The sequence below is a fragment of the Halobacillus salinarum genome, from assembly GCF_022919095.1.
GTDB classification, from domain to species: Bacteria; Bacillota; Bacilli; order Bacillales; family Halobacillaceae; genus Halobacillus_B; species Halobacillus_B salinarum.
In genome coordinates, this window is the sequence record NZ_CP095073.1 from 1141728 (window position 1) to 1158535 (window position 16808).

At 40.8% G+C, this 16808-nt stretch carries 20 protein-coding genes, 1 pseudogene and 1 other annotated feature; of the genes and pseudogenes, 13 read left to right on the forward strand and 8 right to left on the reverse strand.

What is annotated here, in order from left to right:
* Window positions 1-201 precede the first annotated feature (201 nt).
* Window positions 202-399: a binding site (T-box leader), on the forward strand.
* A 42-nt stretch (window positions 400-441) separates the two neighbouring features.
* The 5 genes and pseudogenes from proS (at window position 442) to MUN89_RS05905 (ending at window position 3965) form a co-directional block, all read left to right on the forward strand.
* A complete protein-coding gene (gene proS / locus MUN89_RS05885) occupies window positions 442-1872 on the forward strand; it encodes a proline--tRNA ligase (RefSeq protein ID WP_244712230.1) in 1431 nt (476 codons plus the stop codon).
* 252 nt (window positions 1873-2124) lie between these two features.
* Window positions 2125-2670, forward strand: coding sequence for a GNAT family N-acetyltransferase (locus MUN89_RS05890; RefSeq protein ID WP_396266097.1), 546 nt, complete (start codon window positions 2125-2127; stop codon window positions 2668-2670).
* 145 nt (window positions 2671-2815) lie between these two features.
* Window positions 2816-2998 carry a hypothetical protein gene (locus tag MUN89_RS05895; RefSeq protein ID WP_244712233.1) on the forward strand — a complete coding sequence of 61 codons (183 nt, stop codon included), beginning with the start codon at window positions 2816-2818 and terminating at the stop codon, window positions 2996-2998.
* A gap of 191 nt (window positions 2999-3189) precedes the next feature.
* Window positions 3190-3285, forward strand: a pseudogene (locus MUN89_RS05900) (class I SAM-dependent methyltransferase); the annotation flags it as partial.
* Between the two features lie 155 nt (window positions 3286-3440).
* Window positions 3441-3965 (forward strand): DinB family protein, encoded by a 525-nt coding sequence (locus tag MUN89_RS05905; protein WP_244712235.1) that lies wholly within the window; start codon window positions 3441-3443, stop codon window positions 3963-3965.
* A gap of 135 nt (window positions 3966-4100) precedes the next feature.
* Here the strand turns inward: MUN89_RS05905 and spoIIP are convergent, their stop codons facing one another.
* From spoIIP to MUN89_RS05925, 4 genes are all read right to left on the reverse strand, one after another.
* Window positions 4101-4997, reverse strand: coding sequence for a stage II sporulation protein P (gene spoIIP / locus MUN89_RS05910; protein ID WP_244712236.1), 897 nt, complete (start codon window positions 4995-4997; stop codon window positions 4101-4103).
* On the reverse strand, window positions 4984-5529 hold the full coding sequence (locus tag MUN89_RS05915; protein WP_244712238.1) for an RNA polymerase sigma factor: 546 nt from the start codon (window positions 5527-5529) through the stop codon (window positions 4984-4986). The genes spoIIP and MUN89_RS05915 overlap by 14 nt, the downstream gene beginning before the upstream one ends.
* A gap of 335 nt (window positions 5530-5864) precedes the next feature.
* Window positions 5865-6599, reverse strand: coding sequence for a GntR family transcriptional regulator (locus MUN89_RS05920; protein WP_244712240.1), 735 nt, complete (start codon window positions 6597-6599; stop codon window positions 5865-5867).
* A 90-nt stretch (window positions 6600-6689) separates the two neighbouring features.
* On the reverse strand, window positions 6690-7775 hold the full coding sequence (locus tag MUN89_RS05925; RefSeq protein ID WP_244712242.1) for a tartrate dehydrogenase: 1086 nt from the start codon (window positions 7773-7775) through the stop codon (window positions 6690-6692).
* A 196-nt stretch (window positions 7776-7971) separates the two neighbouring features.
* On the opposite strand from MUN89_RS05925, the gene MUN89_RS05930 reads away from it, so the two are divergent.
* Window positions 7972-9606 (forward strand): SLC13 family permease, encoded by a 1635-nt coding sequence (locus tag MUN89_RS05930; protein ID WP_244712244.1) that lies wholly within the window; start codon window positions 7972-7974, stop codon window positions 9604-9606.
* Window positions 9607-9861: 255 nt separating this feature from the next.
* Here the strand turns inward: MUN89_RS05930 and MUN89_RS05935 are convergent, their stop codons facing one another.
* On the reverse strand, window positions 9862-10824 hold the full coding sequence (locus MUN89_RS05935; RefSeq protein WP_244712245.1) for a helix-turn-helix transcriptional regulator: 963 nt from the start codon (window positions 10822-10824) through the stop codon (window positions 9862-9864).
* A 105-nt stretch (window positions 10825-10929) separates the two neighbouring features.
* On the opposite strand from MUN89_RS05935, the gene MUN89_RS05940 reads away from it, so the two are divergent.
* From MUN89_RS05940 to MUN89_RS05950, 3 genes are all read left to right on the forward strand, one after another.
* Window positions 10930-11409, forward strand: a complete 480-nt coding sequence (locus tag MUN89_RS05940; protein ID WP_244712247.1) for a GyrI-like domain-containing protein — start codon at window positions 10930-10932, stop codon at window positions 11407-11409.
* 252 nt (window positions 11410-11661) lie between these two features.
* Window positions 11662-11856, forward strand: coding sequence for a hypothetical protein (locus MUN89_RS05945; RefSeq protein WP_244712249.1), 195 nt, complete (start codon window positions 11662-11664; stop codon window positions 11854-11856).
* A gap of 224 nt (window positions 11857-12080) precedes the next feature.
* On the forward strand, window positions 12081-12632 hold the full coding sequence (locus MUN89_RS05950; RefSeq protein WP_244712251.1) for a hypothetical protein: 552 nt from the start codon (window positions 12081-12083) through the stop codon (window positions 12630-12632).
* A 150-nt stretch (window positions 12633-12782) separates the two neighbouring features.
* Here MUN89_RS05950 and MUN89_RS05955 read toward each other — a convergent pair whose 3' ends face one another.
* The gene (locus tag MUN89_RS05955; protein ID WP_244712252.1) at window positions 12783-13172 is read right to left on the reverse strand and encodes a hypothetical protein; all 390 of its coding nucleotides are present in this window, start codon (window positions 13170-13172) and stop codon (window positions 12783-12785) included.
* Window positions 13173-13442: 270 nt separating this feature from the next.
* On the opposite strand from MUN89_RS05955, the gene MUN89_RS05960 reads away from it, so the two are divergent.
* Window positions 13443-13814, forward strand: coding sequence for a SecDF P1 head subdomain-containing protein (locus MUN89_RS05960; RefSeq protein ID WP_244712254.1), 372 nt, complete (start codon window positions 13443-13445; stop codon window positions 13812-13814).
* A gap of 231 nt (window positions 13815-14045) precedes the next feature.
* Here the strand turns inward: MUN89_RS05960 and MUN89_RS05965 are convergent, their stop codons facing one another.
* Window positions 14046-14315 carry a hypothetical protein gene (locus MUN89_RS05965; protein ID WP_244712256.1) on the reverse strand — a complete coding sequence of 90 codons (270 nt, stop codon included), beginning with the start codon at window positions 14313-14315 and terminating at the stop codon, window positions 14046-14048.
* Between the two features lie 111 nt (window positions 14316-14426).
* Here MUN89_RS05965 and MUN89_RS05970 point away from each other — a divergent pair, with 111 nt between their 5' ends.
* The 3 genes from MUN89_RS05970 to MUN89_RS05980 all read left to right on the forward strand — a co-directional run bounded on the left by MUN89_RS05970 (window position 14427) and on the right by MUN89_RS05980 (window position 15521).
* Window positions 14427-14666 carry a hypothetical protein gene (locus tag MUN89_RS05970; RefSeq protein ID WP_244712258.1) on the forward strand — a complete coding sequence of 80 codons (240 nt, stop codon included), beginning with the start codon at window positions 14427-14429 and terminating at the stop codon, window positions 14664-14666.
* Window positions 14667-14745: 79 nt separating this feature from the next.
* Window positions 14746-15063, forward strand: coding sequence for a hypothetical protein (locus tag MUN89_RS05975; protein WP_244712260.1), 318 nt, complete (start codon window positions 14746-14748; stop codon window positions 15061-15063).
* Between the two features lie 185 nt (window positions 15064-15248).
* A complete protein-coding gene (locus MUN89_RS05980) occupies window positions 15249-15521 on the forward strand; it encodes a hypothetical protein (protein ID WP_244712261.1) in 273 nt (90 codons plus the stop codon).
* A gap of 89 nt (window positions 15522-15610) precedes the next feature.
* Here MUN89_RS05980 and MUN89_RS05985 read toward each other — a convergent pair whose 3' ends face one another.
* Window positions 15611-16789, reverse strand: coding sequence for an MFS transporter (locus MUN89_RS05985; RefSeq protein ID WP_244712263.1), 1179 nt, complete (start codon window positions 16787-16789; stop codon window positions 15611-15613).
* Between the last annotated feature and the right edge of the window lie 19 nt (window positions 16790-16808).

Here is a 16808-nt window from a genome sequence, read left to right on the forward strand (position 1 = left end):
TGAGCAGCGGCTGACGTAATTTTAGAAATAGGAAATGTTGGCCATAATGAGGAAACATACAGAAGTTAAGTCTTCCAGCTGACTAAGGGTGGAAGACTTGATTTTAGAGTACAGGAGAAAAGGATTTTGAGTCAGGAAAAAATGCACATACACCTTGCTTCTGAAATAGATTATGTATAAAATAAGTTCAACTTAACAATCGCATCTGCCTTGATCAGGAATAGTAACTTGGATTCCACTTTTACAGAGAGGGAATATTTGCTGAAAAGTTCCCATTGAATGAACAAGTGAACCTGCCTGGGAGTTCTGTATTCAATATACAGCGGTCGATACCGTTATCATAGGAAGTGTAAAGCTGTGCTTTAAATTAGGGTGGTACCACCAGGAATGGTCCCTAACTTAAAGGACAGCTTTTGTAATTTTTCAAGGAGGGGATCTACGATGGCTAAAGAATTTGTGGAAAAAATAACGAGCATGGATGATGATTTTGCCCAGTGGTACACAGATATCGTAACAAAAGCCAAGCTTGCTGATTATTCCAGTGTGCGGGGGAGTATGATCATTCATCCGTATGGATACAAAATATGGGAGAACATCAGGGATGAGCTGGATAGGAAAATTAAACAAACCGGTCATGAGAATGTTTACATGCCGCTGCTTATTCCAGAGAGTCTGCTGCAAAAGGAAAAAGATCACATCGCAGGGTTTGCTCCTGAAGTTGCGTGGGTGACTCATGGAGGCGAAGAGGAGCTGCAGGAGAGGCTCTGTATCAGACCAACCTCTGAAGTTCTGTTTGGAGAATATTATAAAAATGTCATCCACTCTTACAGGGATCTGCCTAAGTTGTATAACCAATGGTCCAACGTAGTCAGATGGGAAAAGACGACTCGTCCATTTTTAAGAACACTCGAGTTTTTATGGCAGGAGGGCCACACCTGTCATGAAACGGAAGAAGAAGCGGTGGAAGAGACGGAAAAAATGCTCAATGTCTATGCGTCTCTTTGCGAAGACTTACTGGCTATTCCAGTGATTAAAGGGAAGAAAACAGAGAAGGAAAAATTCGCAGGAGCTACGTTCACCTACACGGTTGAGAGCTTAATGCATGATGGCAAAGCCTTGCAAACCGCTACCTCACACTTCCTGGGAGACGGGTTTGCGAAAGCTTTTGGCATTGAATTTTTAAACAGGGATGGCAATTTACAAACCGTACAGCAGACGTCGTGGGGATTCACCACAAGGATCATCGGAGCGATGATCATGGTCCACAGCGACAACAGAGGGCTGGTATTACCACCAAAAGCAGCTCCAACCCAAGTGATGATTGTGCCGATCGCAAGTCATAAGGAAGGCGTGTTGGATCATGCTTATGAAATTAAAAACAGCTTGAAAGATTCAGTGAGAGTAGAGATTGATGCAAGTGATAAAAAGCCTGGCTGGAAATTTAATGAGTACGAAATGCAAGGGGTGCCACTCAGGTTAGAGGTGGGACCAAGAGATATCGAAAAGGAACAGGTCATGTTCGTGCGGCGTGATACGGGTGAGAAACGACAAGTATCTGTTCACGATTTAAAATCGGAAGTTGAAAAGCTGCTGGCCGACATCCACGACGAGCTTTACAAAAAAGCAAGCCTCTATCTCAAAGAGAAGACGTTAATAGCCTTTACATTAGCAGACATGGAAAACTTCCTGCGGGAAGATAACTATTTGATCCAAGCGATGTGGTGCGGAAATAAAGACTGTGAAAACGAGATCAAAGAAAAAACCGGGGCTACATCACGGTGCATCCCGTTTGAGCAGGAATCGATCGCTGAGACATGTGTCTGCTGCGGGAAACAGGCGGAAGATATGGTGTACTGGGCGAAAGCTTACTAAAAATGCTGATGCGTTTATTAGTGAAGAGAAGTTTCCAAATATGGGAAACTTCTCTTTTTTTCCAGGCCGATCGACTTCTTAAGAAAGGCTCGCAGCTTGACTGAAAGCTGTTCTCGTTGTGTTAGTATACATTTAGTACATATTGGAAGGTGTGAAGGCTTATGGCATATATTCTCAATGAGTCTAATCAAGTAAAAACGAGGATTAAAAAATTTTCCACGCAGAGGAGCTAACCCATTGAAAACGAAAGAAATGCACCTTCAATCAGAGACTGAACGATTGATTTTAAGACCGTTACAGAACGACGACTATGAGCGGTGGCTAGAAGGGTTTCGCGACCGATTTTCATCGCAGTACAAATATGACGGCGACAGTCTGGATGTGAACGAATGGACGCAGAAAAAGTTTGATGATGTTGTTACTAAATTTCAAGCATTAGCTGCACAGGATGAAGTCTATGTATTTGGGGTCTTTCGAAAAGAGGACGAGAAGCATATTGGTAAAGTTGAGCTTTCAACGATTATAAGGGAAGAATTTCAGTGGGGTTTGTTAGGTTACAGGATTCATAACCAATTCTGGAGACAGGGTTATGGTAAAGAGGCAGTCCAAGCGGGTCTGAAAATAGCCTTTGACGACCTTGATTACCACCGGATTGAGGCTCACATCAACGTCGATAATAAGCCTTCCATTCGGTTGGCAGAGGCGGCAGGCATGATTTATGAATGTACGCGGAAAGGATTTATTTACGAGTACAACGAGTGGACGGATAACCTTGTATATTCTATGAATGCAAAATAGTTAATGACAAGTGATTAGTTGTATGAAAATAAAGAAAATTGTGATAATATTTAGGTAAGAATTTGATTTACCATAAAGTTAATAATATTCGCGAATTCGGGCATTTTAGGGATAATAGGCTAATAACCTTCAGGAGGTTTTTATTATGATGTGGTGGGTGTTATTGTTACTAATCATTGCCGGTGGATTGGTTGCCCTGAATGTTTATTACGAGCGGAAGCGTAAGAAGAAAACTTCTGTTGAAGACGAAAACGCAATTAAAGAGAAGTATAAATCTGAAGGTGCTGGCAGCAAAGCGGCGGATCCTAAAAACTCAAAGAATCTTTAAAAGGACAAGGAAAGACGGAAGCTACCTTTAGCTTTCGTCTTTTTTTATTTGTCTGGCACGTAACAGATGATCTGAAAACTCCATGTATCTTCAATCAATATTTTCTTTTCACACAAGAAGAGCAGGTGAATCTTGCTGCCAATTTTTTAATAAAATAATAATAAACACTGCACAAAAAAAGGGGTGGAAGTTTGTTAGGGTATTACAGCAGTTTGTCATCTGAAGTCTATGATATGGACAAACCAGTCGGTCATTCATTCGGAGACGTAGAATTTTATATCGACCGATGAGCGGGAGAACTCATAAAAGAGGCAAACCAAGTACTTGGTTTGCCTCTTTCCTATGTCTGATTTCATTATAGCATGTATTCTTGTACATTATCAGACTGGTTTATTATCCATATACTGATAGCCTGATTATAAACTAGTCAGGAGGGTATTGGATGATTGATTATAGAATAAAGAGCGTCGAGAGGTTTGCAGGGAGAATAGGGGAACTTGCGTCTATGTTGGATCACACCAGGGCAGTGACGCTGGAAGAAGTTAAAGATTTAAATGATTATGAGTTGGATTATTTAGTGGATGAGGGTTCAAATACAATCGGCAGTCTGCTGCTGCATATAGCTTCTATCGAATTTGTTCATCAGATCATTTCATTTGAAAATCGGGATCTACATAAGGAGGAACTAAAAAAATGGCAGACGGCTTTAGAACTTGGCTCAAAAGCTAGAACACAGATAAGAAAAAATGGTGTAGAGTATTATCTTTATGAGTTAGCCCAAGTTAGAGAACAAACATTGCGTACATTCGAGCACTTTACAGAAGAGTGGTTATTTGAAGAAAGAGTTTGGGATAACGGCACACCATACAATAACTACTATCTGTGGTTCCATGTTTTAGAGGATGAAATCAATCACCGCGGGCAAATCAGGGCAATCAAGCGGTGGATTGCCGCTAATCACAAGTAATTCTTTTAGTCAAAGGTTGCGTGACAAGTCTGCTCTCTATCCGCCATTCTGGCTTAGAGTAAAAATTAAAAAACAAGGTCCATTTCTTATGCATAAAAAAACGCCCAGTACAATCCGAGCGTTTTTAAAGAGTATTTATTCAACTAAGCTGTCTAGTGCATTCGCCAGGATGTTAACTGTTCTTTTTTCTTCTTTCAGTGTATTCTCTGCTCCCCCAATATTAATCAACAATGTGTTAGGGGATAGATCCTGATTATAAGCACCGGCTTCCGTGATTGCCTTTTCCTTCGTGATGATCCTTGATAAACCAGGATACTGATCATTTATTTTATCATTTAGATTCTTGGCTAACCTGTGATTGTCTTCATAATAATAACTTAGTTTTGAGACAACAAACGTGATCTTAGCTGAAGTTTTCCCATTCATGGTAGACGTGGTGGTTTCTTTATCTAATGAATTCCTGTGGATATCTAAAAAAATGATGTTTTCCTTGTTAAGCTCTGTGTTGTCCAAGAAATTCGTTAAGTTTTTTCTGGATAGTCCGTAAAGTTCCTGGAAACTTTTATCTTTCTTGATCGCAATATCCATGAAGTTAGTCTCGTCATGAAACACTTCAAAATTTTCCTTTTCTAAATATGAAGCTAAGTAGTCTCCAACCTTTATTATATTTGAGTTCTCATCAAACGCCTTAGCAGGGTCGGTTTCATCTAACTCTGGTAAAAAAGATTCTGAAGAATGAGTATGATAAATATAAAAGTGAGTATTTTTCTTATCAGCAAGGGACGATTGGAACCATGAAGATGATGAAGAGTTATTCGTAATCGTTGAAAAATCAATGGAAAGAAGGAATAAAGTACAAATAGGAATGAATAACGCAAAGCTCACCAAAGGAATTCTTTTGTTGCTTCTGCCTGAATAGTTTTTGCTTGCTAACATAGTTTTCGTTTCTTGTATGAAAGCTGGATCTGGCTTTAAAGGGTCTGATGCTTTTAATTCCTGCAAGTTTTGTTGAAGGTCGTCATGCATTTTCATGGTAGATCCCCCTTTCAATCGAGTAATTCTTCAGGCTTTCTTTTAATTGCTTAATCGCACGGTGGTAGGTTGTTTTCACTTTACTTTCACTCCAATTCAGAACAGCAGCCGTTTCAGCAACGGTAAGTTCATTAATGCTTCTTAGAATAACTACTAAGCGGTAATTAGCTTTCAAAGCATTGATTTTATTCAAGAGCTCTGCTTTGGTTTCTTCTCTCCCGCTCAATTCTTCAGGAGAAGGTAAGGGACTCGGAATCTGATGTAACAATTTTTCCTGAAAGAAAATAAGAAACTTTCTCTTCCGGTACTGATCAATGGCCTTGTGTTTCGCGATGGACAATATCCAGGTCTTTGGGTTTTCTATGTTCTGAAGTGTACGCTCAGCTTTTATCAGCTGCATGAATGTTTCCTGAGTTAAGTCTTCTGCATCGCTTTTATTGCCTGTGAATGTAATTAAGAATTGAAAAACATCTACGTGGTATAGATCGAAGTACTTTTCAACTTCCTCAATGTGACTGTTTTTCTTTTCCATTTCATTCCCCCTCTTTAACTTTCTCATAGATAACTCGTTTCATCTGCAGTGGAAGTTACAGTTTTTACCTAATCTTTTTCTTTAGAAATTAGTTCTTTTCCTTCTACATTTGTGATGTCGTTATTGAAAGGGTAATTAGGATGAGTAAAATGATCGAGAAAAACGTTCGTAATAGGTGTAAATGAGAGAATCAATGGGGTAAAGAAATGAACGGAGAGGGGGGGTTGATCAAAACTCATGCGTTGCTTATTGGCCAGCCTGGAATTCACGTAATAGGGTGAGAGGGTAAAAATAAGAAAGGTCCTTCCAACTAGCGTAAGAAAGACCTTTTGCTATTATTCATATTGGTCTTGTAAAGCGGTAAGAATTTCGGTCCTTGCCCGTTTTCTATGTGACTGCATAGAGGCTTGGGCCGCGTCACCATTCCTCGCTCTCATGCAGGCTACAATAGCGCGATGTTCGACTATAGATTGAAAAGGTAAAGGACGTTTGTTGATAGTCAGCAAGCGGGCTCTGTACAATTGATCAGCATGGACTTCTATTACGTTAGAAAGTCTTTTATTTTCAGCAAACTCAATAATTTTAAAATGGAATAAATTATCCAGCCTTGCCCATTCTTCTAAGTCTTTTTCATTGATTGCTTTTTCTTGTTGTTCGATCAGCCATTCTAAATTCAAGATCTCTTCTTCACTCGTGGTATTTGTTGCAAGCTTGGCAGCTAATCCTTCGAGCATTTCTACCACTTCATAAATTTCACGCAAATCTCTCTCTTCGATCGGTTCTATTTTAAAGCCTTTTCTCGGGATAAGGTTCACAACGCCTTCGGTCTGCAGACGAATTAAAGCTTCTCGAACAGGCGTGCGGCTCATTCCGAGAACCTCTGCTATTTCCCTTTCCAAAATGGTTTTACCCGGCAATAATTTTAAGTTTCTAATGGCTAATCGGAGTATTTGATACGCGCGAAGAGGAAGTTTTCTCTCAGTGACATTCATGATAATCGGTTCCAAGTCTTCCTGAACTTTTTGGATGTTAATCGACGATGCTGTATTTTTCGTAGTTTGATCTTTCATAATTCACCACTTCATCTTTTGTCTTTCTAACCATTATAACAAGTAGGGAAACTAAAAAGAGGGCTCGCCCTCTTTTTAGTGTGCTGAGTATTACACGCTGGCGTACATTTTTGAAATGTGGGCAATAATTGAATCGGTTACTTCCTTCGTTGAATTATTGCCGCCGATATCAGCGGTTAAGATTCCATCTTTTGTCGCAGCCCTAATTGAATCATTGATCAGCTTTGCTTCCTCAGGTAATCCTAAGTGTTCGAGCATTAAAGCGGCACTTCCGATCGTTCCGATAGGATTAGCAATTCCCTGGCCGGCGATATCAGGGGCAGAGCCATGTACGGATTCAAACATACTAGGGAAGCGGCCATCAAGGTGCAGGTTTGCGCTTGGAGCAAGCCCGAGACTTCCTGACAGCGCACTTCCAAGATCAGATAAGATATCTGCATGGAGATTTGAAGCAACGACGACTTCCAAATCTTCAGGATGCAGCACAAAGTTTGCAGCCATTGCATCGACAAGACATTGATCTGTTTCGACTTCCGGGTATTCTTTGCTTACTCTTTGGAACACTTCATCCCATAAGACCATTCCGTATTGCTGGGCATTGCTTTTCGTTACGCTCGTTACTTTCTTTCTATCTCTTGTCAACGCTAACTCAAAGGCATGTCTAATGACTCGCTCACAGCCTTCTTCTGTGAATATGGATGATTGGACGGCGACTTCTTTTCCTGGACCTCTGCCAGTGAAGTTGCGGCCGCCTATCCCTGAGTACTCGCCTTCGGTATTTTCTCTTACCAGTACCCAATTCAGCTTTTCTTTATCAGGATGGTTCAGTTTTCCTTCAATTCCGGGCAGAAATTCAACCGGTCGGATATTAGCCCATTGGTCAAAACCTTGGCAAATCGCAAGGCGAAGTCCCCAGAGACTGATATGGTCGGGGACAGTTGGGTATCCGACAGCCCCAAAGTAAATCGCATCGTGATTTTTTATTTTATTTAAACCATCTTCATGCATCATTTTTCCATGTTCCAGGTAGTATTCACAGCCCCACGGAAAGTAATCGCTTTCAAAAGTGAACGTGTTTGATGTTTGGGAAAGGTGTTCCAGAACTCGAAGTCCTTCGTTAATGACTTCTTTCCCAATCCCATCGCCAGGAATGACTGCTAAGCGAAAATGTTTCATCGTTGATTCCTCCTAAATGGTAAAATTGTTCCTCTATTCAAAATATTAATTAATGTATACGTTATTGTCAACATTTATTTGTTTTTATTGCATTTTACAGATATTTTCGAAAATATATTGACTTTAATGTATACGCAAAGTATGATTCAAATATGAAAGCGTTATCAATAAATGGAGGAAGGAAGGGATAAAAAGAATGTACTTTTATTCATTTTGGGAGCAGTTATGGCGTTGGGATCATAAGTGGAAACAGGACATTAAGAAGACTGCCTCTTTTTTATTCGCGAAAGCCTCATCTAGTGCGACCGCCAGCAAAGTAGTCGATGTCTCCGAACAAAAATTTGAAGATAAGCCTCCGCAGCCAGGGAATTACTCCATCGTGCAAAGGATCGGTTTGCTTCTCGGTCCATTGCTCTATCTTTCTATTATTTTACTTGTTCATCCAGAGGGAATGAGTAATGAAGCGGTCCAGATGCTCGGGCTTATCTGCTGGATTGCTACTTGGTGGGTAACCGAAGCTTTACCTATTCCAGTCACATCCTTACTTCCACTGCTTTTATTCCCTATCACTGGAGTGATGGAGATGGGGGAAGTTTCTTCATCCTACGGAGATCCGCTCATCTTTCTTTTTGCCGGCAGCTTTATGATTGCTCTGACAATGGAGAAATGGAACCTTCATAAACGTATTGCACTCGCGATTATCGCCTTTATCGGAAGCAGTCCGAATATGATCATTTTAGGATTCATGGTAGCTACCGGGTTTTTGTCGATGTGGATTTCCAATACCGCTACAACAATGATGATGGTACCGATCAGCTTAGCGGTGACGAAGCATGTCGCAGATTTGTTAAAGGACACTACAAATGCTGATTTTTCTCCGGGAGACTTTCCTTTCGGTACCGCCATCATGCTTGGAACAGCCTATTCAGCAACAATAGGGGGATTCGGAACACTGATTGGTGCCCCGGCGAACACGATTTTAGCTGCTACCGTTGATCGTTTGTATGGTATAGACATTTCTTTTGCACGGTGGATGTTATTTGGAATTCCTATGGTTGTCGTGCTCATTCCTGTCATGTGGATTTATCTCGTAAAAGTCGCTTACCCGATGGAAATAAAGCATCTTCCCGGAGGAAGAAAAATAATTAAAAAAGAGCTGAAGGAACTCGGGAAGATGAGTTATGAAGAAAAAGTTGTGTTAACGATATTTTCAATTACGGCATTAGCTTGGATTACGAGAAGCCTGGTACTTGAAAATTTCATTCCAGGAATTAATGACACCATCATCGCTTTGTTTGGAGCGTTCGCCTTGTTTCTAATCCCATCTAAAAACAGAAAGGACAGTATCTTAGACTGGAACACCGTGTTAAAACTGCCATGGGGGATATTGTGGCTGTTTGGAGGAGGGCTTGCGCTCGCGGCTGGGATTGTAAGTTCCGGTTTGGATAAATGGATTGGTCATCAACTTGTGAATTTTAGTGAGATTCCTTTTTTTATCATGGTGGGATTAATTATAGCGGTCATAACCCTGTTGACAGAGTTTACTTCGAATACTGCTACCTCAACAATGGTTTATCCCATTGTTGCTGCAGGAGCTGCTGCATTAGGGACTGACCCCATTATACTTATGGTAGCTGCATGCATGGGGGCAACATTTGCATTTATGTTCCCGGTGGCTGCCCCGCCTAATGCCATTGTATTTGCAACAGGCTATATAAAAATGAGTCAAATGGCGAAGACAGGCATTTGGTTAAATCTTTGCAGTATCGTCTTTTCAGTCATTATTGTTTACTTCTTTGTCCCGCTGATATTTGGAGGATTATTAAACTGAAAAATGGACGTGCCAACTACACTATAGCTGAAACGAAAACCACGAGGGATTTCCATTCCTGCGTGGTTTTCGTTTCGTTTGAAAAAATAGATTGGTGGGAGTACGAGCTTTCGATTTAATCTCCTAGGAAAATGGAGCTCCGCACAAATAAAATGGTCTGTTAAACTGGAATGTAGGAAGAGTTGCAGTCAGTTTCATAGCTGCATCTACTGCTGCAGAATGTGTAAGCAGCTTACGGGAAACGGTTGCTTCTGCTTATTGAAGATATACATCCATTCTTTGTTGTAAACCTGCCGCCACTTCTTCCGGCACTTCCCTGACCTTAATATCCTCTCCAAGAAAAAGCAGCCAATTTGTCATTTCGGCCAATTCTTCTGGATGATGCACATTCATATAGGCCTTTAGCACAGCTGTTGTTTGATAAGGGTTCGTATAGGATATTGAAGCTTTGATGGGGTGGTACTTCTTGAACTGGGTAATCGCTTTTGGCCCAAGTTCAAGGACGAGGTTGCTCCCTTCTTCCTGCTTGTTTAGTTTTGCTGTTATTTGGCTTTTATTTAATCGCTTTTTTTCCAGGTATGGCTCAACATCGACAAGATGGTTGACAGGGATCACCTGCTTCTTTTCCTCCTTTAAGTCAAACCCTTCAATCAGCCAGAAACTTTTTTCATTATAAAGGTGCAGGAGATAAATGGGATAAGACTTTATGATCTGTTCTTCTTTAATAGTTATCCATAAATAGCTGTCTGAAAGAAGCATTTGGATGAGTTTCTCCAACATCGGATGGGGGAGATCGGCTAGATCGAGAAGATCAGGGTTGTGGGGATTGGTCCCGGTAAAAAGCAAAATTTGATTTAAAAGCACGAGGTCATCCTGCTGGTTTTCTGAGATCAGGCCAAGTAATTTTTCCGCTAAAGACTGACGACTTTTTAAATAAGGAAGCTGCTGGTTTCTTGTCGCCATAAAGGCTATAAAAAGAGCTTTAACCTCGCTGTCTGTAAACTGGACGTCAGGGAGGAGAGAGTTGGGCATAACGAAATAACCGCCGTCCCTTCCAACTTCAGCGACAAGGGGCATTCCCATGGATTCAATCTCTTTAATATCTCTAATCGCGGTCGATCGCGAGATGTTAAATTCCTGCATGATTTCAGAAATGGTAAAGTGCGCCCGGTTGTTGATATAACGCATAATGATATTGATTCGTTCAACTTTTTTCATGACGACTCCTAAACAGTATCATTTTTTGACATGGTTTAAGGATATGATATACCTAACAAATGATAAAGACAATCATTTGAAAAAAGTAGAAGGAAGGTTTTAGAAATGGCCAATTATACGCTTGAAGAAAAAGACAGCTTTACTGTAGTCGGTTTAGGCACTGAGCTTAAGAGCGATTACAGAGACTTTGCCGGCATAAACAAAGAAAAGGAAGAGTTCTGGCGGGAAGTCAGTGAAGATGGCAGATTGGACACTTTACAATCCCTGGCCTCCAATGACTACATTTTTGCCGTGAACGAAGCGGTAAATAACAAGATGATGCATTATGCTGGTGTGATGACAGAAGCGCAAGCACCAGAAGAAGCGCGGGTGATTCAATTTCCTAAAGGGCAATACCTTGTTGTGAAAGGGGAAGACAAAACGGCTGATGAACTGAATGTAAAGCTTACGGGCATGGCTTTTGGCGAAGCCTTACCAGAAGCAACGGATGTAGCTTACGTTGGCGGCCCTAATACAACGGTTGAAATGGGGCAGCGGGACGGCGTCGTTTATGGAGAAATGTGGATTCCTGTTGTTCGCAAGTAAGGAGATCAAGGAGAGACGATTCGGGGCTTCTTTTTTGTCATAAAAATAGTAAACAATGCAAATGTCTTCAGCCATTCATCTATAAAAAAAGCTGAAAGCAGGTCGGTAATCCATTTGATCGCCTGACCTGCTTATTTATAGGGCAAGTTAAAAGAAAGTGCTGAGTGTAATTAGGATACCTTACCTTGTTTAATCGTTGGAATACGATTAAAATAAAGAACTGAAGTTTCAAGGTAAGGAAGGAGAGAACAGATGAAGAAAAAAATTGCCGCATTAGTGTTTACAGGACTTCTTTGTGTAAGTGCAGCCTCCACTGTCTCTGCAAATGATTTTAAAACAGGGAAAGCAGGTTATGATTTGAGCTGTAACCTATGGAACGCCAATCACGAGGATAAGATTTGCGTCGGAGATGACAAGTCCTGGTGGGAAAATTTATTTGGAATTTAAGGTAAAGGCTTTGATCTGCATAGCATCCTTGAATGTTGATTCAACCGAGATTTACATAGGTTAAAAGACTGTTCATTTTTTAGTCTGAAGCAGGTGCCATTTATTCACATGATAAAGTGTACCTGCTTTATTTATGCTGATGGAGACCATCCATTTGAAAACAGATGAGTTCATATATCGCAGTTAACATACTGTCATTTTTTTAAGAGAAGAGCTGAAGATAAATGGTACTAACAAAAAACTCAATCATTCCTGCGTTCACCGTGGCATTGGTTGTGTTCCTGATAGTTGTTTCCCCTATACTTCCATTTAGTAAAGGGTTACTTTCTGTTTTTGTCCTTACATTATTGATCCCTACAGCAAGAAAAATCATGTTCGATCATGGAAAAACCAAAGCTGCTTTTTATACGGCCCTTATTTTCTCCATTGGATTTAGTGGAGTGGCGGTTTTGCAAGATATCCATTCGTTTGATCTTACCTATGTTGTAGAATTTCTTCTCGTATTTTTCGTGACTTGCCTCGGCGTTTTTTGTTACGGATTACCGGTTTCTATTATTGCAGAGCTCGTCTCCAGCAGATTTCCTGCTTCACGTAAAGGGGTGTCTGCTATGATCTATGTTGGCTTTGGACTTTGTACAGCGATTTTTGGTTTGTTCGATGGTCTGGACTTTAGAGTTTTCATTTTTTCCACGATTTGTGCCGTCCTATTCTTCTTCATGGATGAATGGAATAGAAGAAAAAAGAGTACGCTCCCCCGTCTTCCTCAGCCCAGCTGATGCTGAGGAATTCTATTCTATGACAGCATAGCAGCCTTACAAACCAATAATCTTTTCAAAAAATTCCAATCTATGTTTATTTATGCCTTTCGAGGGTACTGGTTGAACAAGCCTGCTATAGGAGGCAGTTCATGAGTCACTTGATTTCTTTCAGCTCTCATGAGTGACCCTGCTCACATTTTTCACCTGGCTTTGCTTTTTTGAGTTCAGAATTTGAAAGGTTATTTCCTTTGTCAGATGATAAGGGAATTCATTCTGATCTCCAATCATTAATTCATACTCTCGATCATTGCTGTCTTTGAATTTAGAAGAAGAAAGCTCTCCTGCCTTTTCCTTTACGGCATGGGAATCAATTGCGAGATTTGGAATGAGCTTTCTAAAGTAATAATCACCCTGAGTTTCTTCGATCTTACCGAGGCTGATGATTGCTTTCCCTTCTTTAGTTAACAAGAAGGAATGATCATTTTTTACGGTTACATGAAGCACGGAATCGTCTTCATAACCATAATGATGAATAAAAGCATCTATGGCTTCATTCATAGATTCATAGGTGGAGGAACTTTCTTTTTCATGACTAGAGCAAGAGGTAAGAGTTAATGATAATGTCAGAATTAACAGAGGGCTGACCCTTTTGGACATATGTTTACCTCCTATCTGGGATACAAGGGCTTTTCATATAAGAGACTAACCGTCTCTTTTTACTATACTATCCTTTGCAATTCACATAAAAATTCGTTTCTGATTTCTAAAAAACTGATATAAATGGGAACATTACTAGCACACCCACCACAAAAAGAAGGGAGGTAAAGAATGCGGGTAATCGTTGTTTTAATGAGTACGCTGTTTCTGCTTATAGGCTGTCAGCAAAGGATTGACAACGAATACAGTCATGTTTCCATTAAAGACGAGGCCGGAGATGTTCTCGTTACGGCTTCGGACTTTGAAAAAGCCAGTGTCCAGCAGCAAGAAGAGCAAGTCGTGATCACGGCAGATTTTAAACAGGGTAAAACATCTAAAGAAATGACTAAGGATCATTTGCATGAAAAGATTCATGTTTATTTAGGAGACACGGAGATCGCTTCTCCGGTCATTCACACGGTCATCAATAGCGGTTCAATACAAATCGCAGGTGATTTCTCGAAAGAAGATGCTGAAAAGTTTGTGGATGTTATTCATCACTAAGATGGAATGGAAGGCCGCATGATGCGGCCTTCTCAGCTTGTAGAAAAACCTCGTGTTTTCTACAAGTTTTCTTACCGCGAGGAGCAATTGTCCCTTCCCTTTCCGCGGACGAGCGCCCGAGCTTCCTCGCGAAACCCACGCTCGGCGATCTCGGCTCACTCGTTCTTCCGCAGGAGTGGAAGGGACCTCGCTCCTTGCTATTCTTTAAAGACAGAAAAAGACTTCCTTCACCTATCTCACCCTAGTTAGATGGAGGACAATCTTTTTCATGTTCTGACAGGCAGCTGTCATCAGCGCCTGTTCCTTTACTTTTTCTTTTCCACGCAAACAGCAATAAAGCAGCGCATACAGTTTTTTTTCTAACACAAGTTCTTCAATCGTTACGATTTCCATTTCATTTTGTCGTGCTTTTCTTGATTGAAACAAAAAATCAAGCTGCTGAGACCTTTCTCGACAGCCTGGGAAGGCCGCATGATGCGGCCTTCTTTTTTTATTACCCATTTATGTGCAGGTTCTAAGCTCATAAAAACAAATTGGGATATATTTGAAACTTATTTCTACGTGGAACGTAGAATAAGTACAACCAATGAAACATAATTGGAGAGGGATTCGATGATGGAACTTCTTATTGGCGGGCTGTTTATTGTATGGGGAGCAATGATCGTGTACGCTGCTTTATTTAGATTGAAGAAAAAAGATGACTACAAGGATGACATTCCGTTTGGAGCCAGGGGAGATATGGAGTGGGAGCTTTTATGTAAAGTGTTTAATAGTTTCCCCTACGGTCTGATTAAAAGTGTTGTTATCCTTATGGGTATTTCATTTATCATCATTGGAGTAACAGTTATTTAATTTTATTTGTATTTGCAGGTCTTGAACCTTGGAAGTGGGACTACATGAGAAATAAGAGACATCCAATGGAGGGAATAAATTGATTGTTTTAGAAAATATAGCAGGCGTCCTTATTGTATTGGCTATTTTATCAGGGGCATTTCTGTTGATGTACATAGGTATAAAAGGCATATACAAACTCTATAAACCAAGCCCATCTAATCAAAAATGTCCTAAATGTAAGAACAGCGATTGGAAATACGGAAACATTAAGGATTCCATTGGAGTGGCCGGGGATCAAGGAAATCAGTTTTCCACGGTCCGAACGCAATTTTGTGCGAACTGTGGCTACATAGCAGAGTGGTATGTGAATTCTCCGGAAAAATTAAATGGAGTCCAGTTTGATAAAAAGAACTAAATTAACATTAACGTGCTAAGGAAACCGTTCCGTCCTACATATCGAGAGCTTTCATTTGGTTTCTCTGCTTGAAGCTATTATTCAATGAATAGATATCTCCTGGTTTGTTTTGTTAGCTTTCTACTAGTAAGTGAGGTGTTTTTTTGAGGAGGCGGACTCTGTTAGCTGCTGTAGTTTCCTTGATCGTGTTTGTAAGTTCATTATATATTCTGCTCCATCTAACACCACGAATCGCTCTTAGGACGCACCTGTTTTTTGAAGGTCATCCCATAGCGGCCATTACATCACAGATTGTTCATGAAAAAGCTCATAATAATGAAGAAGAAATGGGGAAAAGGTATAAAGATTATAAACTAACGGATCCCCCAAATGAAAGAGCCACCCAAAGCCAATTGAGAAATTTTAGAGTGGTGAAGAAGAGGTACTTATATTATGCTGAATATAGAGGAGTGTTTTAATGAATAGCATTTCCTCTTAGTATGAATCTCTTACTTAACAATGCAATAAAAAAAGAACCTGATGCCGGCTCTTTTTTTATCCTTTTCGTTTATCCTGCCATCTCAGCTTCTATTTCACTTTTCTTCTCCAGTTTCCTGTAAATGATCGCTACCAGCATAGATGGAATGGTAGAGACGATCATGCCGAGAAACGCATAACCAGGCTCGATCTCATAGAGAAAACCGCCAAAAATAGTAAATACGGCCGTGCTCCAGCTTAAGGCGAGGGCAGCGTAAATGCCTTGCGCTTTAGGGATTGCTTCCGGGGCAATATTTTTAATTAAGTACTGCATAAAGGCGTAATGCCCCATGGCAAATGAACAGGCATGCAGTACCTGGGCGATTGAGAATACGACGACGTTCGGAAAAGCAAAGACGAGAATCCAGCGGATCGTCGAGCCGAGCGCTGCCAAAATGAGCAGGGAGCCCGGAGAGAAGTTGCGAAACGTCGTGTCTGCCTTCATGAAAAAGATGATTTCTGCGATCACGGCGATATTAATAATGACTCCGATCAAATAGGTCGGCGCTCCGATTTCCTGCAGATAAATATAGCCATAGTTGTAATACGACGCGTGAGCGGCCTGCAGCAAAATGACGATGACCAGGACGATGCCAAAGTGCTTCACCTTAAATACCTTCAGCATCCCGCCTCTTTTTGTTTCTTCGACCTGAGGCTTCTCGGATAACACACCCGGTGCTCGCATGAGGCTGAGGCAGATAAAGATAAATAAGCTGACAAGCAGAGCCCAAAGGATTGCTTCATCACCAAATTGTCCGGTAAACAAGGTCAGCATCAATCCGCCTACGACAAACCCCATTGACCCCCACGAACGGCTTTTTCCATAATCACGCAGCAGTCGATGCTGCACGAGTACACCTGCTGCAGTATCTAACGCAGGCATCAAAGTTGGGTAGAAAAAGTGTAAAAATAAAACGACGATCAGCAGACTCATAAATGAGTTTGCCAGGATGGATAACAGCAGGGCGATGAAAGTACCGATGGCCATCGCATTGATTAAAAATTTACTGCTGAATTTCTCCGATAGCTGTGGAAAAGCAAATAAGGTGGACAGTCCGCGGATGATAAGACCTAAGCTCATAATTAAGCTTGCCTCTGACACGGATATTCCCTTCGTATGGATCATCCATCCTGTAAAATAAGGGAGAAAAATTCCCCACGTTAAGTAAAAACTGATAAATTGTCTGCTCATCCAGCGGTGTACATTCATGTTCGATTCCTCCAATGAT

Excerpts from the sequence above, each read along its gene's own strand:
- proS (WP_244712230.1), top strand. The coding sequence starts at position 442 with ATGGCTAAAGAATTTGTGGAAAAAATAACGAGCATGGATGATGATTTT.
- MUN89_RS05890 (WP_396266097.1), top strand. The coding sequence starts at position 2,125 with ATGCACCTTCAATCAGAGACTGAACGATTGATTTTAAGACCGTTACAG.
- MUN89_RS05895 (WP_244712233.1), top strand. The coding sequence starts at position 2,816 with ATGATGTGGTGGGTGTTATTGTTACTAATCATTGCCGGTGGATTGGTT.
- MUN89_RS05905 (WP_244712235.1), top strand. The coding sequence starts at position 3,441 with ATGATTGATTATAGAATAAAGAGCGTCGAGAGGTTTGCAGGGAGAATA.
- spoIIP (WP_244712236.1), bottom strand. The coding sequence starts at position 4,997 with ATGAAAATGCATGACGACCTTCAACAAAACTTGCAGGAATTAAAAGCA.
- MUN89_RS05915 (WP_244712238.1), bottom strand. The coding sequence starts at position 5,529 with ATGGAAAAGAAAAACAGTCACATTGAGGAAGTTGAAAAGTACTTCGAT.
- MUN89_RS05920 (WP_244712240.1), bottom strand. The coding sequence starts at position 6,599 with ATGAAAGATCAAACTACGAAAAATACAGCATCGTCGATTAACATCCAA.
- MUN89_RS05925 (WP_244712242.1), bottom strand. The coding sequence starts at position 7,775 with ATGAAACATTTTCGCTTAGCAGTCATTCCTGGCGATGGGATTGGGAAA.
- MUN89_RS05930 (WP_244712244.1), top strand. The coding sequence starts at position 7,972 with ATGTACTTTTATTCATTTTGGGAGCAGTTATGGCGTTGGGATCATAAG.
- MUN89_RS05935 (WP_244712245.1), bottom strand. The coding sequence starts at position 10,824 with ATGAAAAAAGTTGAACGAATCAATATCATTATGCGTTATATCAACAAC.
- MUN89_RS05940 (WP_244712247.1), top strand. The coding sequence starts at position 10,930 with ATGGCCAATTATACGCTTGAAGAAAAAGACAGCTTTACTGTAGTCGGT.
- MUN89_RS05945 (WP_244712249.1), top strand. The coding sequence starts at position 11,662 with ATGAAGAAAAAAATTGCCGCATTAGTGTTTACAGGACTTCTTTGTGTA.
- MUN89_RS05950 (WP_244712251.1), top strand. The coding sequence starts at position 12,081 with ATGGTACTAACAAAAAACTCAATCATTCCTGCGTTCACCGTGGCATTG.
- MUN89_RS05955 (WP_244712252.1), bottom strand. The coding sequence starts at position 13,172 with ATGAATGAAGCCATAGATGCTTTTATTCATCATTATGGTTATGAAGAC.
- MUN89_RS05960 (WP_244712254.1), top strand. The coding sequence starts at position 13,443 with ATGCGGGTAATCGTTGTTTTAATGAGTACGCTGTTTCTGCTTATAGGC.
- MUN89_RS05965 (WP_244712256.1), bottom strand. The coding sequence starts at position 14,315 with ATGGGTAATAAAAAAAGAAGGCCGCATCATGCGGCCTTCCCAGGCTGT.
- MUN89_RS05970 (WP_244712258.1), top strand. The coding sequence starts at position 14,427 with ATGATGGAACTTCTTATTGGCGGGCTGTTTATTGTATGGGGAGCAATG.
- MUN89_RS05985 (WP_244712263.1), bottom strand. The coding sequence starts at position 16,789 with ATGAATGTACACCGCTGGATGAGCAGACAATTTATCAGTTTTTACTTA.